Below are 23,952 nucleotides of genomic sequence, written 5' to 3' on the forward strand. Positions count from 1 at the left end.
AGCGGCACCAGCGCCAAGCTGCGGGCCGCCGGAGACCAGGCCATTGGCGATGCCGGGACCGAAGATGCCGAGGCCGAGCAGCGACAAAGCGGCGAGCACGATCGCCATGGCGTCGTCGATAGATGGGGTAGCACCGCCGAATCCGGCGGTGAACTCGGAGAACAGCGTCGAGCCGATGCCGATGATGACGGCGAGCACCAGCACCTTGATGCCGGACGAAATCACGTTGCCGAGCACGCGTTCGGCCATAAAGGCGGATTTGCCGAACAGGCCGAAAGGGATCAGCACGAATCCTGCGAGCGTCGTCAGCTTGAACTCGATCAGCGTCACGAAGAGCTGGACGGCGAGGACGAAGAAGGCGAGCAGCACCAGCATCCAGGCAAACAGCATGCAGGCGATCTGGATGAAGTTCTCGAAGAAGGACCAATAGCCCATCAGGTTCGAGATCGAATCGAGCAGCGGGCGGGCGGCATCGAGGCCGGTCTGCGCCACCTTGCCGGGGCGAAGAAAGTCGGTGACGGTAAAGCCCGTGCCGGATGCCTTCAGGCCGAGGCCGGCAAAACTCTCGAAGACGATGCGGGCAAGATTGTTCCAGTTGCCGATGATGTAGGCGAAGACGCCGACGAAGAGCGTCTTCTTGACCAGGCGCGCGATGATGTCCTCATCGGCGCCCCACGACCAGAAGAGGGCTGCCAGCAACACATCGATGACGATCAGCGTGGTGGCGATGAAGGCGACCTCACCGCCGAGCAGGCCGAAGCCGCCATCGATGTAGCGGGTGAAGACCTCGAGGAAATGATCGATGACGCCGGTGCCGCCCATATCAGTGCGCTCCCGGCCGGACGGGTTCGGGTTGCGCGACCGGCGCGGTGTCCTTGGGCGCGGGCGCGCTTTCCTTGATGGCCGTATCTTCGGTTGGGAAGAGCGTCACCGGCGCCTCCGATGCGGGCGTCCTCGTTCCGCCCGGTTGGAAAGGTTTCGGGCTTTGACCCAGAAATCGCTCACGGGCCTTGGCCCAGACATCGAGGCAGGCGGGATCGCGGGTCGCCGCTTCACCCATGTCGCGGCACCGGCGCAGGACCTGGCGAAGCGCATCGGTGTCGTCGCGCTCGTGGACGAGCGTGCGGACCTGCGTCTCCTCGGGCTTGCGTGTCACTTCTATGACCGTGGCGGTGATGGCGAAGCCGACGAAGACGACGGCGCCGAGCCGGGCGAGCATCTTGCCGTCCATGGCGATCTCCCCGTTCAGTTGCTGCCGGGGAACATCCGGGCGTTGCCCGGCTGGTAGCCCGTGCCTGGCGTCAGGAAACGGCGACGCTGTTCGCGGCCCTGTTCGGCCGCAGCCGCCTGTTCGGCCGATTGCAGCGCCTGTGCGCGACCGTTCGCTGCGACGACAGCGGTGAGGTCGGCGAGTTGCTGGGCCTGAAGGGCGAGGAGCTGGTTGCCGGCCTGGGTTGCCTGAAGCGCGCCGGTGGCGCCCTGGCTCTGGCCGACAAGCGCTGACATCTGGGCGCGGTTGGTGTCGATGTTGCCGACGACGCCGGCCTGTACCTTCATGGCGTCCTGCAAGCCACCGACCGTGTTCTGCCAGCGCGATTTGGCGTCGGCGACGAGTTGCGCGTCCGAGGCGGAGAGTGAGGCACTCCCGTATTTCTGCTGGAATGCCTGGTCGATCTGCTGGACGTCGTAGGCGATGTTCTGCGCCTGGCTCAGAAGCTGTTGCGTGCGGCTCACCGACTGCTGGAGCTGTTGCAGCGAGGAATACGGTAGATTCGCAAGGTTGCGGGCCTGGTTGATGAGCATCTGCGCTTCGTTCTGAAGCGAGGTGATCTGGTTGGTGATTTGCTGGAGCGCGCGGGCGGCCTGAAGGACGTTCTGCGCGTAGTTGGTGGGATCGAACACGATGATGGCGTGGGCCGGCGTCGTGATGATCGGCGACAGGGACAGCGGGACAGACAGGATGGACGCGGCAAGCAATGCCGCGCGTGAACGGCGCAGTTTCATGGCAGTTTCTCCAGGTTGGTGAGGTTGGGAATGAGGTCGGCGGCCCAGTCAGCGCCGCGCAGGCGCAGCCATGCGCCGAGGAAGCCATCCGGGCCGTGCTCGGCAGTGATGCGGGCGATGGCGGCCTGATCGGTCTTGGAGGATGCGGCGCAGAGCGCCAGCGCCACCTCCGACAGGCCGAGCTCGAACAGCCGGTTGCCGCGTCGGGACTGGCAGTAGTAATCGCGCTTGGGCATGGCCCGCGCGAGGATCTCGATCTGGCGATCGTTGAGACCGAACCGGCGATAGATGGCGGTGATCTGCGGCTCGATCGCCCGTTCGTTCGGCAGAAGGAGCCGGGTTTGGCAGCTCTCGATGATGGCGGGTGCGATGGCGCTGCCGTCGATGTCCGACAGCGACTGCGTGGCGAAGATGACGGAGGCGTTCTTCTTGCGGAGCGTCTTCAGCCATTCACGGAGCTGGCCGGCGAAGCCCTCATCATCAAGCGCCAGCCAGCCTTCATCGACGATGATGAGGGTTGGTGAGCCGTCGAGCCGATCTTCGATCCGGTGGAAGAGATAGGCGAGCACGGCGGGCGCGGCGTCGGTTCCGATCAGACCTTCGGTCTCGAAGGCCTGGACCGTCGCGGTGCCGAGATGTTCGCTCTCGGCGTCGAGCAACCGGCCCCATGCGCCGCCGATGCAATAGGGGCGGAGCGCCTGCTTCAGGTCGTTGGACTGGAGCAGGACGCATAGGCCGGTGACGGTGCGTTCTTCGACCGGCGCTGAAGCCAGCGAGGTCAGCGCCGTCCAGATATGCTCCTTCACCTCCGGCGAGATGGCGACGCCTTCGCGCAGGAGGATGGCGACGATCCAGTCGGCGGCCCAAGCGCGTTCGCTCGTCTCCTCGATGCGCGCCAGCGGCTGGAGGCTGACGGAGGTCTCCGAACCGTCCGTCAGGCCGCCGCCGAGATCGTGCCAGTCGCCGCGCATGGCGAGTGCGGCGGCGCGGATCGAGCCGCCGAAGTCGAAGGCGAAGACCTGTGCGCCAGCGTAGCGGCGGAATTGCAGCGCCATCAGCGCCAGCAGCACCGACTTGCCCGCGCCGGTCGGGCCGACGACGAGGGTGTGGCCGACATCGCCGACGTGAAGGGAAAACCGGAACGGGGTCGAGCCTTCGGTCTTGCCGAAGAGCAGTGGGGGCGCTGCAAAATGCTCGTCCCGTTCCGGCCCCGCCCACACCGCCGAAAGCGGGATCATGTGGGCGAGATTGAGCGTGGAGATCGGCGGTTGCCGGACATTAGCGTAGACATGGCCCGGCAGGCTGCCGAGCCAGGCGTCCACGGCGTTGATGGTCTCGGCCATCGCGGTGAAGTCGCGGCCCTGGACGACCTTTTCGACCAGCCGCAGCTTCTCGTCGGCGATGCGCGGATCGGCGTCCCATACCGTCACGGTGGCGGTGACATAGGCGATGCCGGCATAGTCGGCGCCCAGTTCCTGCAGCGCAAAGTCGGCGTCGGCAGCCTTGTTCGCCGCATCGGTATCGACCAGCACGGAGGCCTCGTTGGTCATCACCTCCTTGAGGATCGCGGCGATGGACTTGCGCTTGGCGAACCATTGCCGCCTGATCTTGGTGAGCAGCTTGGTGGCGTCCGTCTTGTCGAGCAGGATCGCGCGGGTGGACCAGCGATAGGGAAAGGCCAGCCGGTTCAGCTCGTCGAGCAGGCCCGGCGTGGTCGCGGTCGGAAATCCGGTGATGGTCAGCACACGCAGATGCGACGTGCCCAGTCGCGGCTCCAGCCCGCCGGTGAGCGGCTGATCGGCGAGCAGCGCGTCGAGATAGATCGGCGTCTCGGGGACGCGGACGCGGTGCCGGTGCGTTGAGACGCAGCCGTGCAGATAGGTCAGCGTCTCGCCATCATCGAGCCAGCGGCATTCCGGCATGAAGGCTTCGATCAACCGCAGCAGCCCGTCGGTGCGGTCGGCGAAGCTCGTCAATACCTCGTTGGGGTCGATGCCAGTCTTCTCGCGGCCTTCGTAGAGCCAGGTTTCTGCGCGGGCAGCGTCCTCGGCCGGTGGCAGATAGGTGAACGTCAGGAAATAGCTGGATTCGAAATGCGCGCCGGCTTCCTCGAAATCGGCCTTGCGCTCGGCATCGACCAGCGCGGAAGCGGGATCGGGAAAGGTGCTGGCCGGATAGATCGAAGCCGGATGGCGTTGCGCCTCCACGAAGATCGCCCAGTCTGAGCCGAGACGGCGGAAGGCGTTGTTGAGGCGGCCGGCGACAGCGACCAACTCGGCGGGCACAGCCGAATCCAGATCGGGACCACGAAACCGCCCCGTGCGCTGAAAGCTGCCGTCCTTGTTGAGCACGATGCCGGGGCCGATTAGGGCGGCCCAGGGCAGAAAGTCGGCGAGCCGTGCATTCTTGTCGCGGTATTCGGCGAGGTTCATCATTGCTGCGCTTTCCTCAGACCGTGAGATGCGCGGGGATGCGCAGATGGCGACGGCCAACCTCGACAAACAGCGGGTCACGCTTCGCCGCCCACACCGCCGCGAAATGGCCGATCGCCCAGATGGCGAGGCCGACCAGCCAGAGCCGCAGGCCAAGGCCGACCGCACCCGCCAGCGTGCCGTTCATGATCGCGATGGCGCGCGGGGCGCCGCCGAGCAGGATCGGCTCGGTCAGCGCCCGGTGGACCGGAACTGTGAAGCCCGGCACTTCGCCGTTCTGTTCGGCAGCGCCCGTCATCAGACGAGCGCTCCGCCACCGAAGCTGAAGAACGAGAGGAAGAACGAGCTGGCCGCGAAGGCGATCGACAGGCCGAATACGATCTGGATCAGCCGGCGGAAGCCGCCGGATGTGTCGCCGAAAGCCAGCGCCAGGCCGGTCGAGATGATGACGATCACGGCAATGATCTTGGCAACCGGGCCTTCGATCGACTGAAGGATGGATTGGAGCGGTGCTTCCCATGGCATGGACGAGCCAGAGGCATTGGCAGGCGCAGCCATCACCACGGAAAGCGTGGCGACGGATACGGTCATTGCGAGGCGTTGGCGCACAAGGCGCAGGCGCTGGATCACGGGTTTTCTCCTTCGAGGCTGGGGATGAGGATGTGGTTGGTGGGGGCCGCACCGCCGTCGCCCCCAAGAACCGGGGAGCTGACGGCGGGCGCGACGCGGTAATCGCCGTTCGGGCCAAGGCCCTCGACTCGGGCGAGTTCGGAGAGCCGGCGCGCTGAACCGCGGCCGGAGAGGACGGCCACGAGGTCGATCGTCTCGGCGATCAGCGCGCGGGGGACGGTGACGACGGCTTCCTGGATGAGTTGCTCCATGCGTCGCAGCGCGCCAATGGCGCTGCCGGCGTGGATGGTGCCGACGCCGCCCGGATGGCCGGTGCCCCAGGCTTTGAGCAGGTCGAGTGCTTCCGCGCCGCGCACTTCTCCGACCGGGATGCGGTCGGGGCGCAGGCGCAGTGACGAACGAACGAGATCGGAGAGCGAGGCAACGCCATCCTTCGTTCGCATAGCGACGAGGTTCGGCGCCGCGCATTGCAGTTCGCGCGTGTCTTCGATGATGACGACGCGATCGGAGGTCTTAGCCACCTCTGCCAGCAGTGCGTTGGTCAGTGTCGTCTTGCCGGTGGAAGTGCCGCCGGCGACGAGGATGTTGGCGCGTGTGGCGACGCCCTGCCGCAATGCTTCTGCCTGTCCAGCGGACATGATGCCGGCCGTGACGTATTGGTCGAGCGTGAAGACGGCGACGGCAGGCTTGCGGATTGCGAAGGCCGGAGCCGCGACCACGGGCGGCAACAGCCCCTCGAACCGTTCCCCCGTTTCGGGCAGCTCGGCCGAGACACGCGGAGCGCCAGCGTGAACCTCCGCGCCGACATGATGCGCGACCAAGCGCACGATGCGCTCGCCGTCCGCCGGTGATAGCCGCTCACCTGTGTCGGACAGCCCTTCGGAGAGACGATCGATCCAGATTCGACCGTCCGGGTTCAGCATCACCTCAACGACGGAGGCGTCTTCGAGAAATCGGGCAATGGCGGGGCCAAGCGCGGTGCGCAGCATCCGCGCCCCGCGCGCCAGGCCTTCCGAATTGTGGTGAGAAGCCGCCATCTGATCCCCGATCTCGCCGGGAGACATCAGACGGTCCCCGGACGGGGATGATTAAAAGAGCCCGATTTTGGGCCGCTTCAACAAGAAACTAGAGGCGTAGTAGTGTGGCGTACAAATACAGGAGAACGGCGGAGCAGGCTTTCCCGGTTGACCTTTAATCTCCGAGCCGCAAATCCTTCGTGATCGAGATGTCTCGACCTCGATTCGAAACGCTGATGATGGAGTAAGGATTGAGCGACGAACCCCAAGACATTTTTGACCAATTGTTGTCCGAGAATGCCTTATCGAAGGCTCCAAAAAACCCGAAAAGCTCAGCCCGACAAAAATACAATCGGCGAAAAAACTGGCTGGCACGCGCTCTTGATGAAATGGAAATCGCAATTGATGACATGCTTTCCCAAGACGGCACCGTCTACAAGCGCGACGAAATTGACACTCTGAAAAACGCGATTGGGAAATTCCGTAATGACACGGGCCTGACTTCACCAGAGCCACCTACACCGACACAGGAGGAGTTGGATCATCTCATGAATGTGTTGACGAATGCGCAGCCGTGGGAACCTCCATCAGAGGCAACGCTTGCCGAAATCTATGCTCTTCTGAAGTCCGCACCAGAAACTGGGGATGAGGCGACCGAGGATGACAGGTCGCGAGACGCTTAATCCTCCGAAAGGTTGTCAGCCGGGCTAACGATATCCTCCGAAACCTCCTGCCGGAGCTTCGGCCCCTTGGCGAGACGCCGACCGAGCGCAGTGACGAACTGGTCGTAGCGTTCGCCGGCCTTGGCGCGTGCTGCCTGCGCGGCAGGCTCGGGCAACGCAGGCGTGGTCGCGAGCCAGAACTTGATGAACACGGCCAGGCTCTCCACCGCGATGCCGCTATCGCGCTCAAGCCGGGTCATGCGGCGATCGAGCTGATCGAGACGCTTGGCGATCACTGCTTCCCGGCGCTCAGCCGCATCCGGTGACAGGAAGGACGCGATCGCAGCCTCGGCGATCATCGACTGCGACTGGTCCCGGCGCGCCGCATGGTCGGCAAGCATCGTCATGATCGCCGGATCGAGATAGACTGAGATCTGGGCCTTCTTCTTGCGGGTCTCCACGGCCTTCATAGCTCCATGCCGTCGTTCGGATCGAGCGAGACCTGTCGCGCCACGCCCTGCATGAGCCCGGTCATCCGCCTGTTGCGGGTAGCCGCGTCCTCCATCTCGTCATCACGATCAGCATCGATCTCAAACTCGTTTTCGATGGGCGGCGTCTTCTCGACCGACTGCACCCGATTGAGCTCCGGTTGATGGCGCCGCTCGGATTCGGTCGGGTCTTCATCCTGGGCGGCCTCGACCGGTTTCGCCTCGGCGAGCTGGGGACGTGGCGGAAGCGGCAGCGAGGTCCAATCGTCGGGGCGCCCCTGCTTCGGTGTGGTGAGGGCGGGAGGCGGCAGGATGCGCTCCTTGAACCTGTTGTCCTCGTAATAGCGCGCCTTCTTTGCCCGGATCGGCGGCGTGCCCGCGACCATGACGATCTCGTCACTCGGCGGAAGCTGCATGATTTCACCAGGCGTGAGCAGCGGGCGCGCCGTCTCGGAGCGGGAGACCATCAGGTGCCCAAGCCAGGGCGAGAGACGATGCCCGGCATAGTTCTTCATCGCCTTCATCTCGGTCGCGGTGCCGAGTGCGTCCGACACGCGCTTGGCCGTGCGCTCATCGTTCGTGGCGAAGCTCACGCGGACATGGCAGTTGTCGAGGATGGAGTTGTTCGCCCCGTAGGCCTTCTCGATCTGGTTCAGCGACTGCGCGATCAGGAAGCTTTTCAACCCATAGCCGGCCATGAAGGCCAGCGCCGACTCGAAGAAGTCCAGGCGCCCCAGGGCCGGGAACTCGTCCAGCATCAGGAGCAACCTGTGCCGCCCGGCTTTGGCCTGCAGATCCTCGGTCAGGCGGCGGCCGACCTGATTGAGGATCAGGCGGATCAGCGGCTTGGTGCGATTGATATCGGACGGCGGCACCACGAGATAGAGCGTCGTCGGCTGTTTGGCTGTCACGATGTCGGTGATGCGCCAGTCGCAGCGGCGCGTCACCTCGGCGACCACGGGATCGCGGTAGAGACCGAGGAAAGACATTGCCGTGGACAGTACGCCCGACCGCTCGTTGTCGGATTTGTTCAGCAGCTCGCGTGCGGCGCTGGCGATGACGGGATGCGGCCCGGCTTCGCCGAGATGCGCGGTTTTCATCATCGCGGCGAGCGTCGACTCGATCGGTCGCTTCGGATCGGAGAGGAAGGCGGCGACACCGGCCAGCGTCTTGTCCTCTTCGGCATAGAGGACATGGAGGATCGCGCCGACCAGCAAGGCATGAGAGGTTTTCTCCCAATGGTTTCGCTTCTCCAGCGAACCTTCCGGGTCGACCAGGATGTCGGCGATATTCTGGACGTCGCGAACTTCCCACTCGCCCCGGCGGACCTCGAGCAGTGGATTGTAGGCGGAAGATTTCACGTTGGTCGGATCGAACAAGAGCACGCGGCCATGCCGGCCGCGGAAGCCGGCGGTGAGCTGCCAGTTTTCACCCTTGATGTCGTGAACGATGGCCGAGCCCGGCCAGGTCAGCAGCGATGGTACGACCAGGCCGACACCCTTGCCGGAACGCGTCGGCGCGAAGCACAACACATGCTCCGGCCCGTCATGGCGGAGGTAGTCGCGATCAAGTTTGCCGAGCACCACGCCATCCGGGCCGAGAAGCCCGGCGGCTTTGACTTCTTCCGTCTCGGCCCAACGAGCGGAGCCATAGGTCTCGACCTTCTTGGCCTCACGCGCCCGCCAGACCGACATGCCGATGGCGACGCCCACGGCGATGAAGCCGCCTGATGCAGCGATGAATGCGCCTTGGGTGAAAATCTCCGGCGCATAGGCATCGTAGAAGTACCACCACCAGAAGAAGGCGGGGGGCAGGTAGAAGGGGAAGCCGAAGACCGTGAACCACGGCGGCCCGAGCTGCGCCTGAAAGCCGAGCTTCCACGCGACATATTCGGTTGCGCCCCAAGTGGTGGCGAGCACGATCAGAAAGACGGTGAGGATCTGACCCCAGAGGATTTTGGTGGCCGACATGGCGACGGTCCTTTCTTGGGAATGAAGGGCTAGAGGCCGAGCCCCCGTTTGCGGCCAAAACTCCAGTCGATGCCGCCGCCGTTGCGGACGACGCCGGAGACATGGCGGCCGAGCTGCTTTTCGAGCGAGGGCGTCCAGGGCACGAGTTGGAAACCGAGCCCGTCGTCGATCATCGCGAAACGGCCGGAGGCGAGCGTGAGGCGCTGACGATAGGTGCCGGCGACATATTCGCCGCTGCACGCCCGGTTGAAGGGCTGGCCGGTCTTAGCGGCGAGCTTGTCACCAGCCGCCTCCAGTTCCCGGCGGCGCAACGTGTCGATCAGGTTGCGGCCGAAACTGATGCGCTGGCCCTGCCGCTCGGCAAGGCCCTGTTCGACCAGATGCTCGGCACGGGCGGACATGGCTTGCCGCACCTCGGCGCCGAAGCCACCCTCGGAGAGAGCGACCGGCTCGCGCGCAATGTTCTGCCGGTCGAGCCAGGTGGCGCCCGACGCGGTGACCTGTGCATCAACGTCCAGATCGGAGCGCACGGCGAGCGCGACGCGGCGCTGGCCACGCGCGTCATCGAACTTTCTGAGTTCGACGATCGAGCCCGGCGCGCTGTCGCCGGCCGCATCGAGGTCGGGCAGTTTGATATGATGGGTGCGTCCGTCCACGCCATCCACCACGGCGTAGGCCGTCCCGTTCAGCTCGTCATCGAGACCGCGTTCGACCAGTCGCCCGACAACGGGCAGATCGAGGCTTTCCGCAGCCAGGACATAGTTGGTGGAGCCGCGGTCGATACCGCGCTCCGTCAGTGCCTTGTGCATCCGCTTGATAATGTCGCCGCGCTCACCCAGTTCGCGCAGCGTCTTCTCGACTTCGGGCTTGATGAACCATTGTGCGTTGCCGACCTGGCTGGCGAGTCCGAGGGTTTCGAGCTTGCGCAGACGACCGACCTTCAAGGCGTGGAACTCGTCGGGCTGTTGGCCTGGAACCGGCGCAAGGTCGATGATCCCCGCATCGCGCCCGTCGCGAACAAGCTGACGGTCGAGCTGTGTCCAGCGTTCGGTGTCGATCTGCCGCTCGAGGGTGCGGCGAATATCGAGATCGGTGCGTGGCCCCAGTTCCTGAGTGATGAGATCGCGCGCTCGGTCGCGCATCCCTTCCTTGATGTAGTCGCGCGCGATGACGAGGTCCTGGCCGTCGTCACGAACGCCACGGACGATCAGATGGACATGCGGATGCTCGGTGTTCCAGTGATCGACCGCCACCCAGTCGAGCCGGGTGCCGAGATCTTTTTCCATCTGCCCGACGAGATCGCGGGCGAAGGATCTGAGGTCGGCCATCTCCAGCGCGTCGTCGGGCGAGACGATGAAGCGGAAATGATGCCGGTCGTCCTGGCAGCGCTCGGCGAAGGCGCCGGCATCCGCGTTTTCGCTTCCCGGCCCGAACAAACGGGCCTTCTCCCCGTCTCGGGTCACGCCCTCGCGGCGCAGATAGTTGAGATGCTGCGCCAGCGGTGCGGTCCGGGCCGCATGGCGCACGACGCGCGCCTTGATGACGGCGCCACGCGAGCGCGAAGTGATGAGGCGGTTGGCCTGGATGCTGGCGCGCTGACCATGCCCGAAGCGCGAGCGATTGCCGGGCACGATGCGGCCCGAGCGCGACACGCCGCCGCCGGCCTTCTTCGCCGCTGCCAATGCCTGCGCGATGAAGGGCTTGGCCCGCTGCGCGCCCGACGAGCGGATGCGGCCCGGCCGGACACGGAATTCGCGCTCATCGGACATGGCGCGGCCCTGCAATGTGCGAAAGCTCTTTGAGATACAGCGGATTGGGCGTGTAGCGCACATTGCCGATAAAGGCAGCAAGGTGCGGAACCTTCGGGAAAATCCAACAAAAACAACCAACCGACCGAAGCGCAATGTGCGCCCTTTTATCCTGCCCTCCTTCGGTCGTGTTGCCCGGTCCCCACCTCAGCGCCTTCCATACTGCGCCAGAGCTCGACAGGATGCGAATGGGAGGCAATACGGTCATGGGACCGGCCTTTCCGCAGGGCGCGGCACGAACAGGCCGCCGGACTGCGGCGCGATGGCGGAGACATCGCGCACGGCAACTGCCGCAGGTACTTCGTTCGGTGGACGATCTGCCGACACGGGATCGGCAGCCGTGGCGCTTATCCGTTGCGCTACAAACAGCGGCGCGCGGCTCCAGGCGAGCGGCTCAACCGAGGCGACGAGGACAGGGTTGACGGTTTCGCTGCCGTCGATGACCGGCGCGATGGCTGCGACATAGGCACGGGTTTCGGCGGGCAGCGTGCGGCCGGAAAGCGAGGCTTCGTAACGGCCGGGACCGGCATTGTACGCTGCGAGAAACCCCGGGGAGCCGTAACGGTCGTAGAGTTCGCGCAGGTAAGCCGTGCCCGCCAGGATGTTGTCGCGCGGGTCATAGGGATCGCTGCCGAGCCGGTGCCGCACGCGCAGTTCCGCCCAGGTGTCGGGCATGATCTGCATCAGCCCCATCGCGCCGGCCGACGAGATTGCCTGTCGGTCGCCCGCGCTTTCGACCCGCATGACGGCCTTGATCCATGCGGTCGGGATGCCGAAACGCTGCGAGGCCTCCGCGATATAGGCGGCATAGGGGGTGACAGGCGCCGGACGTTGCACCGGCTCCGCCTGCGCGAGCGCGGAGGCCGTCCAAGGGGCGGCGAAGATCAGGCCGGAAAGGAGAAGGAGGTCGGGACGGCGCATGGCGTCAGTCCTTCCCGCCGCGCGCCTGGGGGCGGCTCCAGTGCAGTGACCACGCGTTGCCGGCATCATCGTCGCGGAACAAGTTGGCGCGGATCGGCTGCGGGAAGGCCGGATCGTCGATCAGCAAGGCGATGTATTCGCCTGCGCGTTCGCCGGTACGCTTCCAGCCCGCTCCGATTTCCGGGCCAGTCTCGTTGTTCATGCCGTCGAAGACATGGACCCGATAATTGCGGGCGTTCTCGGCGTCGGACGATTCGGCTTCAATGATGATGACGTCTTGGTTCAAGACGAGCGTCGTCAGATGCCCGATGAAGCCGGATGGCTCGCGGGTGAATGTACCGATCTGTGGCATGATGGTTTCCTTGGCGGTGGCGTTGGAAAACCGTCGGCGAGCACCGCTCCCGCCGATGGGGAAGCGGTCAGCGCGTAGCGGCACGCCCGACGTAGCGGCCGTCGCCGTCCTCGTCGGTGTAGAGCGGCGTTGCCTTGCCGATGACGGCGTGCGCCGGGATCGGGCCGAAGTAGCGGCCGTCCAGGCTGTCGCGGACATCGGGGTTCATGAGGAAGATGTCGCCGTCCGCGATGCGACGGCAGCCGTGCCAGATGGGCAGTTCGCGGCCATGCCGGTCTCGGTCGAGCGCATCGCCGAGCGGCACGGCATCGACCGTGATGGTGTTGCCGGTGCGGCAGACCTGTTGGCCGTGAAGTCCCATGACGCGCTTCATCAGCGGCACGCCTGGGCCGATATAGCCGCGCTCCACCATGAAGTCGGCGAGCGGCTTGTCCGGCATGACCGCGACAAGATCGCCGACCGCCAGATTGCGCGGCGGGTCGAGGTCATAGAGGCCGATCGGCACGCTGGCTGAGGCATTCCAGACGAGGCGGAGCGGCGTCGGAATGAACGAGGCCAGCGCCACGCCCATCACCGAGAAATACGTCACCATGACGTAGCCGAAGCGGGTCATTGTTCGATCTCCCGCCGCTTAAGCCACGCCTGATGTCGATCCATCGTGTAGGCCCGCGGCGCGTGGCCAGCGCTCATCCGGTTGGCGACGTGCCGCCAATGATCGGGCGCGACGTCGCAGGCGTCGATGCCGGCGGCCTCCACCGCATCGATGTGGTGGAGCACCTGTTCGACTTTCGGCCAGCCCTCGATCTTGAGCAGGATGTCGCCGCCGGGCCGCACGAAAGGCAGCGTCTGGTAAGGCTCACCTGGTTCCACGGCGCGCACGATATCGATGCGCGAAATGATCGTGCCGAAGTCGTTGGCCGCCCACCGCACGAAGGCGAAGACGCTGCCGGGCCGGTAGGAAAAGATGCGACGGCGGCGGTCGAGCACCTGTTCGCTCGCCTCGCGACCGAACCTGATCCAGTTCTCGATCCGCTTTTCGATATGGGTCAGCTCGACATGGGTAAGGCTGTCGGCGGAATGCACGCGCGGCACCGGGCCGCCGCGCGCGGAGGGAACCGCGGCGCTGGTCATGATGGGTCTCCTTCGGAGGTTGGGGGATATTCGCGCGCGAGCAGGTCGCGCAGCATGTCGGCGACGGTCTGCCCGCGCCGGAACGCGATGATCTTGATCCGGCCGCGCAATTCCGGGGTCACGTCGATGGTGAGCCGCGCGGTGAAGCCGCCCGCGTCGCTGTCGCGTGGTGGCGTATCGGCCGCCTTGATCCAGTGTTCTGGATCGGCAGGCCTGGAAGCGAAGCCGCGACGGGTTGGGCGCTCGCTCATCGTGCAGCCCTTCCGATACCGAGCCGGTCGATCTCGTCGGCCAGTGCCGCGATCTCGCGCGTGGCGGGTGTGTTGTCGTCGAGTTCCGAGACCAGGCGGCCCGACTGCGCAGCCGCCGCAAAGGCGATGCGCTGACCGATCGTGCTGGCGAGCACGGGTGGATCGTGGTCGGCCAGCGTCTCGGCTGTCTCGCGGGCGAGGACAGTTCGGGCGCCGCAACGGTTGAGGACGAACCGCGCGGCGAGTTCGGGCCGGTAGATGCGCGCCTCGGTGACGAGCGCCAGCATCTCGGCCGCGGCCCAGCCGTCGAGCGGCGAGGGCTGCACCGGGATCAGCACGAGATCTGCGGCGAGCAGCGCTGAGCGCATCAGCGCGGCGACGCGGGGCGGGCCGTCGATGACGACATGATCGACATCGCGGGCCAGTTCTGGCGCTTCCCGATGCAGCGTATCGCGTGCCAGGCCGACGACGCCGAACGAGCGGGCCAAGCCCTCGCGGCTGCGTTGTTGCGACCAGTCGAGCGCCGAGCCTTGCGGGTCCGCATCGATCAGGGTGACGCGCTTTCCCTGCCGAGCCCATTCACCTGCAAGGTTCAGCGCCAGCGTCGTCTTACCGACGCCGCCCTTCTGGTTGAGGAGCGCGACTATCATGACGCGCTCCCGATCGTCGGCGAGCGGTTATCCGCAATCGTAGAAACGGCGGAGTGCGTTAGAAGAATTCCATAGGAATTCTGGTTAGATAAGTTACGGGCGCTGCAAGCTTTTGATTCAAAGCGAGGAATCGACGATTCCGGTCCCCGATAGCACGAGGATACGGTCCCCGATGGCACGATAGGTGCGGTCCCTGATAGCACGAGACTATTCACAGCTTATCCCCAGGGCGAGCGGTTGCACGGCGACGGCGAAGCCGCGGCACGCCGAAGGGGGCCGGGTCGGTCGGAGCGAAGGAAAGGCGTTCGGGAAGACCTGACGGCTGCTCGATCACGAGCCGGTAGCCGGGCAGCGGCTGGCGCCGGACGATGTCGCGCAGGTCGTAGGCGAAGTGCTTGAGAGGCGAGAGCGACCCTGACTTGGCGTGCAGGTGGAGGAGATCGAAGCTCCAGCCATATTCCTGGCGGCCGCCATGCTTGCGCACGAGCCGATAGAGCCAGCGTTCGAGCCCGCCAGTCAGGTCGAAATAAGCCTGGTCGATGGTCAGCACGAGCGCGTCGTCGAGGACAGCGGCGTAGAACCAGTCGGGCAGGATCAGTTCGAGCCCGAGCGGGCGACCACGATGATCGGCCTTTTCCTTCCACTCGTTGATCCAGGAGAAGCGGTGCATGCGCCGCTCGGTCGGCTGGCGGATCGATGTCGCCACGGTGGTTGACTGAAGCCGATCGAGCGCCGCCTTGAGGCGGTCGTAGTCGCGCAGGCTGACGCCTCGGCCGATGAAGGTCAGGATTTCGTAGGGCGTCGTCGCCATCAGGCGGGACGGCCGCAGACCCAGATCACGTGCTTCGACGATCTGGGACGCCGCCCAGATCAGCACATCCGCGTCCCAGATGGTCGCCATGCCGTGTTCGGCAACGGCTTCGACTCGGATCACGATCGACCCGGCCTTGAAGTCGATCGGCGCCAGGCGCTTCGATTTGGCGAGCGAGAAGAACGGATAGGCCATGAGATCCTGGGCGTCGCGCGGTGCAAGATCGCCCGGCAGCGTCCGGAAGAGATCGAGCTGATCGCGCTCGTTGCTGTGACGGTGAAACGTCATGGCCGACCGCTCAGCGGGCGTAACGGCCGGCATGGGCCGGCTGCGTCGGCTCTTGCCGCTTGGCGGGCAGCACCGCGCCGCGCGGATCGGAGGTCGAGGTGACGGCGCCACGCTCGGCCCAGGCTTGTAGGTCGTCGACCGCGTAGACAACGCGGCCGCCGAGCTTGCGGTAGGCCGGGCCAGTCCCATAGGTCCGGTGCTTTTCGAGCGTGCGGGCTGAAAGACTGAGGAATTCGGCGGCTTCCTTGGTGCGCAGGAAGCGCGGCGGCAAAACGGCGAGTTCGGGTCGCATGGATCGGGCCTCCGTGGGCTTCGTTAGGGCCGTCGAGGATCGGCGGCGGACGAAGAGCACGGTGGCGAAGAAGGCCCGGCAGGAGGGAGGGCGAAGATGGGAGGGCTAAATTCTCCCCCCTCCCGGAAAGGGGAAATTCGCTAGGATCGGCGACGATGACGCAGAAGCTGACGATATCCGCCCTGGATCATGGCAAGGCCGTCGCGGACGAGATCCTTGACGGTGTCTCTAAGCGCAGATGTTTTCCAGGGCTGGTCGGCGACACGACGCACGCCGAAGAGGATTTCGGCGATCTCGCGATAACTCGCGCCGTCGGTCCGGCCATCGACGGCTTGCAGCATATGGCGCGCGCGGCGCAATTGCTGGCCGGTCAATCGGGCGTCCTGTGGAACGACACGCCCATGAAGCGCCTTGAGAAGGCGAGTAACCGCTTCGGCACGATCGAGACCATCCGCGTCGATAGGTACGAGGGCAGCCAGAGGCTGGGCTCCATCGACGCCGCTCAAGCGGACCAGGTGCAGCGACTGCCCGTTGCCGAGATCATAGAGGAAGTGCGCGCCGGCTCCGTCGAGGCGGGGTTCGTTCGTATCGAGGGCGGTGCTGAAATTGCTGTCGGACGGAAGAAGCGATGGAACGTCCGTCAGGACGATAACGCTGCTGTCTTCTTCAGGCGACCAGAAGACGGGAATCTCAACGGCGGTGAAAATAGGGTGGACAAGGAAATTGCAGGCCCCAGCGGCGCCGCACTGCGTTCACAAGCAACTCGGACTCATCCGTCTGGCCTTCGACCTTGGAATAGTCATGCTGATACTCGCTGTTGCGCCGCAACCATTCCCAGGCGAGATCGGGCGCCACTAGGCGGTCGATATAGTCGTAGTTCGGTGAAGCTCTCCAGTTCGATATATCGGGAGTCATGTTTCCTCCAGGCTCGCATCATTCGTGCGTATCGCGGCCTGTGATGATTCCCGGTTGCAATGCTGGTCGGAAGTCCTGAAGGTTGCAACGTGCGATGCCGCGACTGCATCGCCATTCGATCAATGAAGCCGGCCTTCGCGCACCAACAAGCGATAGCCGTGCTCCGTCATCCAGCGCGCGCGGGCCAGATGGGTGTCATGGACATGGCGCGCACGTTCCGGCTCGTTCGTGGGGTCGAGGCCGAACAGGATCGTAACGACTTCACACCAATCGGCGCCGTCAGTCGCTGCGTCGAGCAGGCGCAGATAGAGAACCATGTGCTTACGGTCATATGCCGTGAGCACCGCGCTTTCCGGCGGTTCGTCGAGAAAATCTATGTCCGTCATATTGTGCCCCAGTACCCATTTATAGCTGTTCTAAATCCCCGTGTTAACCATTGTATTTGGGTGCGAAGCAGCGAGTATCGCGACGCATCAGGCGATGCGCCGTGTGTATCGCCTGTTAGTTCAAACGGGCAGAAATCACGAAGACTTGCGGCTGTCGATTTTCGCACGGACAAGCATCACACCTTCACCCTGGTCGGATGTGAGGAGAACGATGCCGTTGCCTTCAAAGGCCCGACGAACCTGATCGCGCGTCGTCTCATACACCTCGAGGCCACTTTCGGATTCGAGGCGCTTCAACGCGGTCAGTGATACCTGGGCCTTGTCAGCGAGCGTCTCCTGTGTCCAACCCAGCAACGCGCGTGCGGCCCGTGATTGTCGGGCGGTGATCATGCATGATCACCTCCCACTCACGCCGGCACGCGCGCCAGAACTACGACTATAATAGTCGTTCTTGGGGCTGCGAGCCAAGCAATTTCTGCTGATTGGCTAGCTTCAGCCGTTGTTCCGGCTTAACTGATTCGGTTGCGGCGGCAGCGCTTCGGCCCCGCCCGGATTATCCGGGCGGGGCGGCTGCGGCCCTCAGTCGCCATTGCGGCGGTTGGGGCGGGACCAGATCAGCGAGTGGGTGTCGCCTTCTTCGTCGTCGAAGAGGTTGGCGTAGATCGGGGCGTTGAAGCTCGGATCGTCGAGCTTGAGGCCCAGATAGTCGCGACCTTCGTTCGAGGTCTTGGACCAGGCGGCGCCGATTTCGGCGCGGCCGACGAGGACCCGGTGGCTGGGGGCGTTTTCGCCGGTGGAGCGCGTGTCAGGGACGATGCGCACGCCCTTGGCCTGGACGCTGAGGGTGACGATTTCGCCGGTGAATTCGTTCGAGCCGGTCTTCTTGAAGGTGCCGATGGTCGCCATTGTAAGTCTCCGTTTTCCGTTTTCGAGCCCGCTCCATGCGGCCTCGATGGCGATCGGTTGGCCGGAGACGACCGACGACGCATCGCTTGCGACCGGAGCGAAGCGGAGGATGGCGCAGGCACGAGTTTCTTGTCTCGCGAGGAATGACGGCCATGGCCGGCAGGGGAAGAAAGTCGGGACGCGCCGTTGCGGCATAGGCGGTCGAGGCGAAGCCGTTCTTCGGCCAGATCAGCCCATTGGAGAGGCCGTTTGGAGCGGTCGGCGGACGGATGTCTCGCGGAGATGATGGCGACCTGACGCGACCGGCACGGAGATTGTTCGATCTCTCACCGGCTCATCCCTCCCTACCGGCTGGCCGGATGCGCTTCTCCGCCGCCACGCTCTTCCGCGTCATGAGCGCCCGCCACTACGCCATGGTTGGTTGCGTCGGGCCGTGGACGCCGCTGGTCCAGGCGATCAGCAGGATTGCAGATTCTGGGCCTCTTGCCGCCACGCTGCCATCGCCGCCTTGCCACGTCTTCGACGACGAGGCGGGCGCGCGGATCAGCCGTTTGGTCTGGCGAACCATCGCATGGAGAAACGATCAGGCCCGCATCGTGCCTTGACCGGCCGGGGCGGTGGCCGCCATGCCTGTGACCCGCATGAGTGCAGTGATGCCGACAGGGATCGCGCCGATGACGGAAAAAGCGATCTGCCAGGTCTCCGACGGCATGGTGTGTTTCACGATACCATGCGTGGCGTGATAGCCCGCCATCACTGCGGGCGCGACAAAGACGAGCGCGATCAGCAGCCGCGCCCACATGGGACGGACGATCACGAACAGGAGCTGGCCGATGCCGAGCGTGAGCCCTGCTGCGACAATGCCGACGATGATCGCTCCGAGCCAACCCGCGCCGGTGTGCCAAGCCCAGGTTCCGGCGCTCAGCCCTGCGAAAAACGGAAGCGCGAAGACGGCGAGTGTGAACAGAAGCCAGCAGAAGAAGCCGATGGCTGCGATGGAAAGAAGAATGCCGAGAAAGATCATGGTGGTGTCTCCGTGAGGAAAGCTCTGACGGTCGCGCCTCCACCACCACCACGGCGCGAAACAGAGAGTAGCAAAAGATAACCGTCAGGGGGAGCGGAAACCCGCAAGGTTTTCGTCTCGGCCACGAAGATCTTCGCCCCTCACGGGGCGAAAGGATCGATCTCGCTGACGATTTCGGCGGCATCACCGTCGTATTCGGTTGCGGGCGTGACCGAGAGCGTGCCGTCGCCGGCGCGGAAGATGACGATAGCGACCATGAGTGTTGCGGCGAGGCTGAAGGCGAAGGCGTGAGCGTCGTTGGGGGACATCGATCCGGCTCCTGCTTGAGCGGAGGACCATCCCCCGCTGACAGGCGCCCGATGTGTCCGGCCGATGGCCGCAATCACCGCGAAGGTGAAACCGCAGCGGCGGCACGCGTTTCGCGCAGTCCGACCCCTTGAGGGTTGATGGCGTCAGGCCACCGGCCGAACCAAGGATCAGTGCCGATAAGCGGGGGTGGTTTCCGATAGGCCGGAGTTGCCGAATGATGGCCCCGTAGGACGCATTGCGGCGTGGATGCTGCAATGGAGTCAAGCGTCGGAACCCGGATCTTGTGCGGGTCGTGATGCAGACGGGGCCGCTGTCGTCGTTTCTCTATCATGGCATGGTGGCGCGCGATGTGCCGCTCGAGTGCATCTGCGCACGGCTGATGACGGTTCCGGGTGTCGGGCCGATCACAGCGCTCACCTACACCCTGAGCATCGAAGATCCTCGCCGTTTCGCCAGAAGCGACGATGTGGGTGCCTACGCCGGTCTTGTGCCGCGCCGGAGCCAGTCAGGTGAACGGGATACGCAGGGGCACATTTCTAAGGCCGGCGACCCGATGCTGAGACGCTCCCTATATGAAGCCGCGAACATCTTGCTCACGCGCCTCAAGCGGCCTTGCGCCCTTCAGACGTGGGGAAGGAAAATGGCGGAAGCCAAAGGCCCTAGACGTGCCAAGGTTGCGGTCGCCCGCAAGCTTGCCGCATTACTCCATTCCCTTTGGTTGAACGAGACCGAGTTCCGCTGGGTCTAATCCCGCGCACCCGTTCCCGATCAGCCATGCCCGGACGATCTCGTCTAAAATGTGGAGGCTCCGACCTCGTTTGGAACCCAGAAACGTCCACCCACACCCGCTAGGCCGCGATCATGAGGCACGGACAACCGGCTCACAGAGCTGTCCGATGACCCCGAAGACAACCATTGGCAAACGGGCACGAGAAAAAAGGAACGGCATGCGAAGATCAATTAGACAACATTCCTGCTGTTCCCAGGTGATCTGTCGAAGGGCAGATCCCGTCGAAAGCCGACGTTCAGCGCTCGCCCGGCTGGCATGTGCGCCGTAGCACGATCGCGCTGCCGCGCAGCTTTCCTGAGCATCCGCCTGGGGAACGCCTCACCAAGGCAGTTCCTCATTAAATCGGTCAACATAGCGTAGGCCCGGCTTGCCTCGGTTGGCGGCGATCATGTCCACGACAAGCGGGATGCTTTCTTCGACCGAAAGCGCGGCGTCGCTGCCCCCCATCTCGGTCCTCACCCAGCCGGGGGCGACGAGGAGAAGCGTGTGTCCATCCCCTGGGTACTTCGTCGCATAGCCCTTCATCAGCATGTTGAGCGCGGCCTTGCTTGACGAGTAGAGCTGCCAGCCGCCATTCGCATTGGTGATGCTGCCCAGTTCGGATGTCATGATCGCGATCGTCCCGCCTGCCGGCACCAAGTCGCGGAGCATCTCGGCCGCGCGCACCGGCGAGAAGGCGTTGGTCAGCATCATGTCGAGGAAGTCGCCTTCGCTCGCGGTGGCAGGGCTTTCTTCGATCGCGCGCGCGATGCCGGCATTGACGAAAAGAATATCCAGGCGGCGATCCTTCAGACGATCGTGCAATGCACGGACGCCGTCCGCGTGGTTGATATCGACCGTCTCAATCTCGAGGCTGCCTGGGAAACGGTCGGCGAGCTTGGCGAGCTCCTCGGACCCGCTCCGCGCCGTGGCGATCACATGCCAGCCGCGCCCCAGCCATTCCTCAGCCAGGGCGAAGCCGAGCCCGCGCGACGCTCCAACGACAAGGACAGTTTGCTTCGTCATTCTGTTCTCCATTTCAGATCGTGGTCAGAACGCGGCCTTGCCGATCGAGGCTCCACCATCGACATGCAGTGTCTGGCCGGTGACGAAGCCGGCTTCCGCGGATAGGAGGAAGGCTATCGCGGCGGCGATTTCGTCAGGCTGGCCGAAACGACCCATCGGCACGCCCGCCCGGTAGCGACGCTCGCCATCGCTACCGGGCGGGTTGTTCGCGCGAAACAGCTCGGTTTCGGTCGGCCCGGGCGAGACCGCGTTGACCGTGATGCCGGTGGTCGCCAGTTCCAGTGCCCAGCTCCGGCTGAAGCTGACGAGCGCAGCCTTCGCCGCGGCATAGGCCGTGCGCTCGATCGAGCCGAGAACGGTCAGGCTCGAAATATTGACGATCCGCCCCCAGCGTCGCTCGGTCATGCCAGGGAGCAGCGCCTGAACGGTCTGAAGTGCGGGGTGCAGATTGACCCGCATGACCTCCTCCAGCGCGGGTAGCTCGACCGTGCCGAGCCGTTGCGGTCGGACAAGGCCGACATTGTTGATCACGCCGTCGAAGCGAAAGCGAGCGGTAAGATCCTTCAGGGCGTCATCGGTCGCCTGCATGTCGGCGAGGTCGACGGAAAGAAGCACGCCGGGAAAGTCTGGCGTAGCATTGCGTGCAAGGCCGACGACCTGATGGCCGTCGCATGTCAGCCGACGCGCGAGCGCCAGGCCGATGCCCTTGCTGGCGCCGGTGATGAGGAAGGTTCGAGACATCGGGCACCCCGTCAAGAGAGGCCCCGGCCGCAATCGCGGCCGGGGTCAATGTTCAGGCAGCGACGCTCGCGGCGCGACGGAGCGCCGGAAGCATGTCCTCGGGCTCGGGGCGGCGGGTATAGTCCGGGTTCACCTCGGCGTAGAGGATCGTACCGTCCTGGGCGATGACGAAACGGCCGGGCATCGGCAGTGTCCAGCTCGGATCACCGTTGAACGCAGGCAAATCGTTCTTCAGGCTTTTGTAGAGGTCGACCAGATAGGCGGGCAGCTCGAAGCGCAGGCCGAAGGCGGCCGCGACGTCGTTTCGGGCGTCGGACAGGATCGGAAAGCCCAGTTCATTCTGACGCACCGACTTGCGACTGTTCACCGCGGTCTGGGGCGAGATCGCGATGAGTTTGGCGCCAAGCTTCTCGAACTCGGGGAGCGCCGCCTGGAGCGCCTGTAGCTCCATATTGCAATAAGGGCACCACACCCCGCGATAGAAGCTCACAACAAGCGGCCCCTTGGCGAGGAGGTCCTCTGACGAGACGGGATTGCCGTCCGGATCGTTCAGCGTGAACGATGGCGCCTTGTCGCCGGCCTTGAGCGCGCGGGTGGCGGCGCCACTGGCGATCAGTTCGGCGGTTGCGCGGTGCATCGTTTCGATGACGGCCCGCGGAACATTGTATGGCGGCTTGCCCGCTTCAAAATCGGTCTTAAAGGCGTCGAGCTTGGCTTGAAGTGTCATGTCATGTCTCCTTTGATCCTGAAGGCGTGAGAGACAGATGCCTCTATCCCATATGTCTCCCGCTCGCAACCGCTCCCGTAGCTGGGACAAGGCGCATAGTTCATAGGCGGCGCGATCGACGATGCCGTCCCGCAGGACGAACGGCCGCCATGCGGAGGGCACAAAGCGCAGCGGCACGCGATCAGGCAAGCGCCGTTTGCCGGTCCGGTATAGCTCCGCGATGATGGTAAGCGCCGACAGGAGTCCCTGCACCGCACCGGCGCCGCGAAATTCGAAGGTGTTGAGACCTGCATTCCCCAAGTGGCGTGTCGTTTGAGGTGAAGATCGCCTGTATCCGAGCGCTAGACAAGGATTTTCTGCCGCAAGCGGCACCTGCGGTCGCGCAGACTGCTGGATCTGGACGGATCAGACCGCGAAGCCGCTGTTTCCTTGCCCAGGGGCGGCGTTTTTCAGCGCAGCGGACAGATCTGTCCAGCCGCTTTCGTTCAGTTTGAGCGTGGATCGCGATCATGCGCATAGCGGTGGCGCTCGCAATCGGCGGATAGCGGCGAGGATGGCGCGTACCATCGTGCCGGTGACAGCGACCTCGGCCAGCTGGAAGGTGATGGTGCGGGCGTGACGGACCACACGTGCCCCGATCTTGATCAGCTTCAGTTGCAGGCTGGTCAACGACCAGTCGGCCATGGCCTCGGGCAGCTCGATGCAGCGCAAGAAGGTGGCCAGGTTGTACGCCAGGGCGTGCAGTTGCAGCCGCACCTCATTGTCGCGGAACTTCCGGCACGACAGCCGCGTCCAGCGAAAGGCGTATTTGCCCTCTTTGATGTGCTGCTCGGCGGTGCCGCGCTGGTTGTAGAACCGCACCACCCAGTCCGGCTCCATCGGCAGGTTGGTGACGATGAAGCCGACACGCGGGAACAGTTCGCCCGGATGCCATTCGATCTTGGCGATCACCCGGCGTTCCTTGTCCCAGGACGCCGCCTGATACTCGAATTCCTCGAAGAACCGCTTGACCTTGGTCAGTGACGGCCGCCCGACAGGGCGCGTTAGCCGATGCGCGATCTTGTCCTTGAGGACCGCGTTTGCGGGCAGCCGGATGGCGTAGAAGAACCGCGCTTCTTCCAATCGCTCATAGATCGCCGGGATCGCGTAGGCAGCATCGGCCCGGAAGAACCTGCCACCAAGGTCGCGCTCCGCGTAGCGCGCAATGACGGGGTCGAGAACATCACGCCAGCCATCGGCGCTGTGGACGTTGCCATGGCGCAGGGCGCAGCGTTCCAGCATCCCGAACTGGTTGAACAGAAAGTTGGGGTGATAGCAGCTACAGTCGAAATGGCCATTCCAGGCGGACCCTTCCTGGTCGCCATGGGTCGGGCTGACCGAGCTGTCCATGTCCAGAACGATGTACTTCAGCCCGTTACGGTCATGGAACCGGTCGATCCATTG

Annotated in this window: 33 protein-coding genes and 1 pseudogene; 3 read left to right on the forward strand and 31 right to left on the reverse strand. The window is 64.5% G+C overall.

What is annotated here, in order from left to right; genetic code table 11:
- The 7 genes from trbL to trbB form a co-directional block, all read right to left on the reverse strand.
- The coding region (gene trbL, locus L288_RS40285) for a P-type conjugative transfer protein TrbL (protein ID WP_021239864.1) at positions 1-822 on the reverse strand (822 nt) is incomplete at its 3' end.
- A gap of 1 nt (position 823) precedes the next feature.
- Positions 824-1,231: a putative entry exclusion protein TrbK-alt gene (gene trbK-alt, locus L288_RS42810; RefSeq protein ID WP_021239865.1), complete on the reverse strand. Its 408-nt coding sequence runs from the start codon at positions 1,229-1,231 to the stop codon at positions 824-826.
- Between the two features lie 14 nt (positions 1,232-1,245).
- Positions 1,246-2,004, reverse strand: coding sequence for a P-type conjugative transfer protein TrbJ (gene trbJ / locus L288_RS40295; protein ID WP_021239866.1), 759 nt, complete (start codon positions 2,002-2,004; stop codon positions 1,246-1,248).
- Entirely contained in the window at positions 2,001-4,439 is a 2,439-nt protein-coding gene (gene trbE, locus L288_RS40300; protein ID WP_021239867.1) for a conjugal transfer protein TrbE, read from the reverse strand. Before trbE ends, trbJ begins: the two co-directional genes overlap by 4 nt.
- 13 nt (positions 4,440-4,452) lie before the next feature.
- Complete coding sequence (locus L288_RS40305) at positions 4,453-4,734, reverse strand: VirB3 family type IV secretion system protein (RefSeq protein ID WP_021239868.1); 282 nt, start codon at positions 4,732-4,734, stop codon at positions 4,453-4,455.
- Positions 4,734-5,045 carry a TrbC/VirB2 family protein gene (locus tag L288_RS40310; protein WP_269077993.1) on the reverse strand — a complete coding sequence of 104 codons (312 nt, stop codon included), beginning with the start codon at positions 5,043-5,045 and terminating at the stop codon, positions 4,734-4,736. The genes L288_RS40305 and L288_RS40310 overlap by 1 nt, the downstream gene beginning before the upstream one ends.
- Before the next feature lie 17 nt (positions 5,046-5,062).
- A complete protein-coding gene (trbB, locus tag L288_RS40315) occupies positions 5,063-6,103 on the reverse strand; it encodes a P-type conjugative transfer ATPase TrbB (RefSeq protein WP_041208771.1) in 1,041 nt (346 codons plus the stop codon).
- 230 nt (positions 6,104-6,333) lie between these two features.
- Here trbB and L288_RS40320 point away from each other — a divergent pair, with 230 nt between their 5' ends.
- Positions 6,334-6,765, forward strand: a complete 432-nt coding sequence (locus L288_RS40320; RefSeq protein WP_152522118.1) for a hypothetical protein — start codon at positions 6,334-6,336, stop codon at positions 6,763-6,765.
- Here L288_RS40320 and L288_RS40325 read toward each other — a convergent pair.
- The 17 genes from L288_RS40325 to L288_RS40395 all read right to left on the reverse strand — a co-directional run bounded on the left by L288_RS40325 (position 6,762) and on the right by L288_RS40395 (position 17,913).
- Positions 6,762-7,214, reverse strand: a complete 453-nt coding sequence (locus tag L288_RS40325; RefSeq protein ID WP_021239872.1) for a hypothetical protein — start codon at positions 7,212-7,214, stop codon at positions 6,762-6,764. The genes L288_RS40320 and L288_RS40325 overlap by 4 nt on opposite strands.
- Positions 7,211-9,202 carry a conjugal transfer protein TraG gene (locus L288_RS40330; RefSeq protein WP_021239873.1) on the reverse strand — a complete coding sequence of 664 codons (1,992 nt, stop codon included), beginning with the start codon at positions 9,200-9,202 and terminating at the stop codon, positions 7,211-7,213. Before L288_RS40330 ends, L288_RS40325 begins: the two co-directional genes overlap by 4 nt.
- Positions 9,203-9,231: 29 nt before the next feature.
- Positions 9,232-10,971 (reverse strand): relaxase/mobilization nuclease domain-containing protein, encoded by a 1,740-nt coding sequence (locus tag L288_RS40335; protein ID WP_021239874.1) that lies wholly within the window; start codon positions 10,969-10,971, stop codon positions 9,232-9,234.
- Positions 10,961-11,218, reverse strand: coding sequence for a hypothetical protein (locus L288_RS43290; RefSeq protein ID WP_152522120.1), 258 nt, complete (start codon positions 11,216-11,218; stop codon positions 10,961-10,963). Before L288_RS43290 ends, L288_RS40335 begins: the two co-directional genes overlap by 11 nt.
- Positions 11,215-11,931 carry a lytic transglycosylase domain-containing protein gene (locus L288_RS40340; RefSeq protein WP_021239875.1) on the reverse strand — a complete coding sequence of 239 codons (717 nt, stop codon included), beginning with the start codon at positions 11,929-11,931 and terminating at the stop codon, positions 11,215-11,217. The genes L288_RS43290 and L288_RS40340 overlap by 4 nt, the downstream gene beginning before the upstream one ends.
- Positions 11,932-11,935: 4 nt before the next feature.
- On the reverse strand, positions 11,936-12,283 hold the full coding sequence (locus tag L288_RS40345; protein WP_021239876.1) for a DUF736 domain-containing protein: 348 nt from the start codon (positions 12,281-12,283) through the stop codon (positions 11,936-11,938).
- A 67-nt stretch (positions 12,284-12,350) separates the two neighbouring features.
- Positions 12,351-12,896, reverse strand: coding sequence for a S26 family signal peptidase (locus tag L288_RS40350; protein WP_021239877.1), 546 nt, complete (start codon positions 12,894-12,896; stop codon positions 12,351-12,353).
- Positions 12,893-13,414 (reverse strand): DUF2840 domain-containing protein, encoded by a 522-nt coding sequence (locus L288_RS40355; protein WP_021239878.1) that lies wholly within the window; start codon positions 13,412-13,414, stop codon positions 12,893-12,895. The genes L288_RS40350 and L288_RS40355 overlap by 4 nt, the downstream gene beginning before the upstream one ends.
- Entirely contained in the window at positions 13,411-13,665 is a 255-nt protein-coding gene (locus L288_RS40360; RefSeq protein WP_021239879.1) for a hypothetical protein, read from the reverse strand. Before L288_RS40360 ends, L288_RS40355 begins: the two co-directional genes overlap by 4 nt.
- Complete coding sequence (gene parA / locus L288_RS40365) at positions 13,662-14,315, reverse strand: ParA family partition ATPase (protein ID WP_021239880.1); 654 nt, start codon at positions 14,313-14,315, stop codon at positions 13,662-13,664. Before parA ends, L288_RS40360 begins: the two co-directional genes overlap by 4 nt.
- A gap of 211 nt (positions 14,316-14,526) precedes the next feature.
- Positions 14,527-15,414: a replication initiator protein A gene (locus L288_RS40370; RefSeq protein ID WP_031304937.1), complete on the reverse strand. Its 888-nt coding sequence runs from the start codon at positions 15,412-15,414 to the stop codon at positions 14,527-14,529.
- A gap of 10 nt (positions 15,415-15,424) precedes the next feature.
- Positions 15,425-15,706 (reverse strand): helix-turn-helix transcriptional regulator, encoded by a 282-nt coding sequence (locus L288_RS40375; protein ID WP_021239882.1) that lies wholly within the window; start codon positions 15,704-15,706, stop codon positions 15,425-15,427.
- A gap of 140 nt (positions 15,707-15,846) precedes the next feature.
- A complete protein-coding gene (locus tag L288_RS43770; RefSeq protein WP_236613080.1) occupies positions 15,847-16,212 on the reverse strand; it encodes a DUF2285 domain-containing protein in 366 nt (121 codons plus the stop codon).
- A gap of 184 nt (positions 16,213-16,396) precedes the next feature.
- A complete protein-coding gene (locus tag L288_RS43775; protein WP_201766666.1) occupies positions 16,397-16,621 on the reverse strand; it encodes a transcriptional regulator domain-containing protein in 225 nt (74 codons plus the stop codon).
- 119 nt (positions 16,622-16,740) lie between these two features.
- Entirely contained in the window at positions 16,741-17,007 is a 267-nt protein-coding gene (locus tag L288_RS40385) for a DNA -binding domain-containing protein (protein ID WP_021239885.1), read from the reverse strand.
- A gap of 135 nt (positions 17,008-17,142) precedes the next feature.
- The gene (locus L288_RS40390) at positions 17,143-17,397 is read right to left on the reverse strand and encodes a helix-turn-helix domain-containing protein (RefSeq protein WP_031304938.1); all 255 of its coding nucleotides are present in this window, start codon (positions 17,395-17,397) and stop codon (positions 17,143-17,145) included.
- Between the two features lie 189 nt (positions 17,398-17,586).
- Positions 17,587-17,913: a DUF736 domain-containing protein gene (locus L288_RS40395; RefSeq protein ID WP_021239887.1), complete on the reverse strand. Its 327-nt coding sequence runs from the start codon at positions 17,911-17,913 to the stop codon at positions 17,587-17,589.
- Between the two features lie 269 nt (positions 17,914-18,182).
- On the opposite strand from L288_RS40395, the gene L288_RS40400 reads away from it, so the two are divergent.
- Positions 18,183-18,518, forward strand: coding sequence for a hypothetical protein (locus tag L288_RS40400; protein WP_152522121.1), 336 nt, complete (start codon positions 18,183-18,185; stop codon positions 18,516-18,518).
- Here L288_RS40400 and L288_RS40405 read toward each other — a convergent pair.
- Together L288_RS40405 and L288_RS43685 are read right to left on the reverse strand one after the other, a co-directional pair.
- The gene (locus L288_RS40405; RefSeq protein ID WP_021239889.1) at positions 18,497-18,937 is read right to left on the reverse strand and encodes a hypothetical protein; all 441 of its coding nucleotides are present in this window, start codon (positions 18,935-18,937) and stop codon (positions 18,497-18,499) included. The genes L288_RS40400 and L288_RS40405 overlap by 22 nt on opposite strands.
- A 140-nt stretch (positions 18,938-19,077) precedes the next feature.
- A complete protein-coding gene (locus tag L288_RS43685) occupies positions 19,078-19,245 on the reverse strand; it encodes a hypothetical protein (protein WP_021239890.1) in 168 nt (55 codons plus the stop codon).
- Positions 19,246-19,541: 296 nt separating this feature from the next.
- On the opposite strand from L288_RS43685, the gene L288_RS40410 reads away from it, so the two are divergent.
- Complete coding sequence (locus L288_RS40410; RefSeq protein WP_021239891.1) at positions 19,542-19,994, forward strand: IS110 family transposase; 453 nt, start codon at positions 19,542-19,544, stop codon at positions 19,992-19,994.
- Positions 19,995-20,354: 360 nt separating this feature from the next.
- Here the strand turns inward: L288_RS40410 and L288_RS40415 are convergent, their stop codons facing one another.
- The 5 genes and pseudogenes from L288_RS40415 to L288_RS40430 all read right to left on the reverse strand — a co-directional run.
- Positions 20,355-21,053 carry an SDR family NAD(P)-dependent oxidoreductase gene (locus L288_RS40415; RefSeq protein WP_201766667.1) on the reverse strand — a complete coding sequence of 233 codons (699 nt, stop codon included), beginning with the start codon at positions 21,051-21,053 and terminating at the stop codon, positions 20,355-20,357.
- A gap of 12 nt (positions 21,054-21,065) precedes the next feature.
- Entirely contained in the window at positions 21,066-21,782 is a 717-nt protein-coding gene (locus L288_RS40420; RefSeq protein WP_021239893.1) for an SDR family oxidoreductase, read from the reverse strand.
- Positions 21,783-21,834: 52 nt separating this feature from the next.
- On the reverse strand, positions 21,835-22,509 hold the full coding sequence (locus tag L288_RS40425; RefSeq protein WP_020818750.1) for a peroxiredoxin-like family protein: 675 nt from the start codon (positions 22,507-22,509) through the stop codon (positions 21,835-21,837).
- A 48-nt stretch (positions 22,510-22,557) separates the two neighbouring features.
- Positions 22,558-22,794 (reverse strand): annotated as a pseudogene (locus L288_RS44195) (hypothetical protein); the annotation flags it as partial.
- Between the two features lie 222 nt (positions 22,795-23,016).
- Positions 23,017-23,952, reverse strand: a 936-nt coding sequence (locus tag L288_RS40430) for an IS1380-like element IS1247 family transposase (protein ID WP_021238855.1), incomplete at its 5' end; no start/stop codon positions are given.

Origin of the sequence: Sphingobium quisquiliarum P25, assembly GCF_000445065.1 — a bacterium.
Lineage (GTDB): Bacteria > Pseudomonadota > Alphaproteobacteria > Sphingomonadales > Sphingomonadaceae > Sphingobium > Sphingobium quisquiliarum.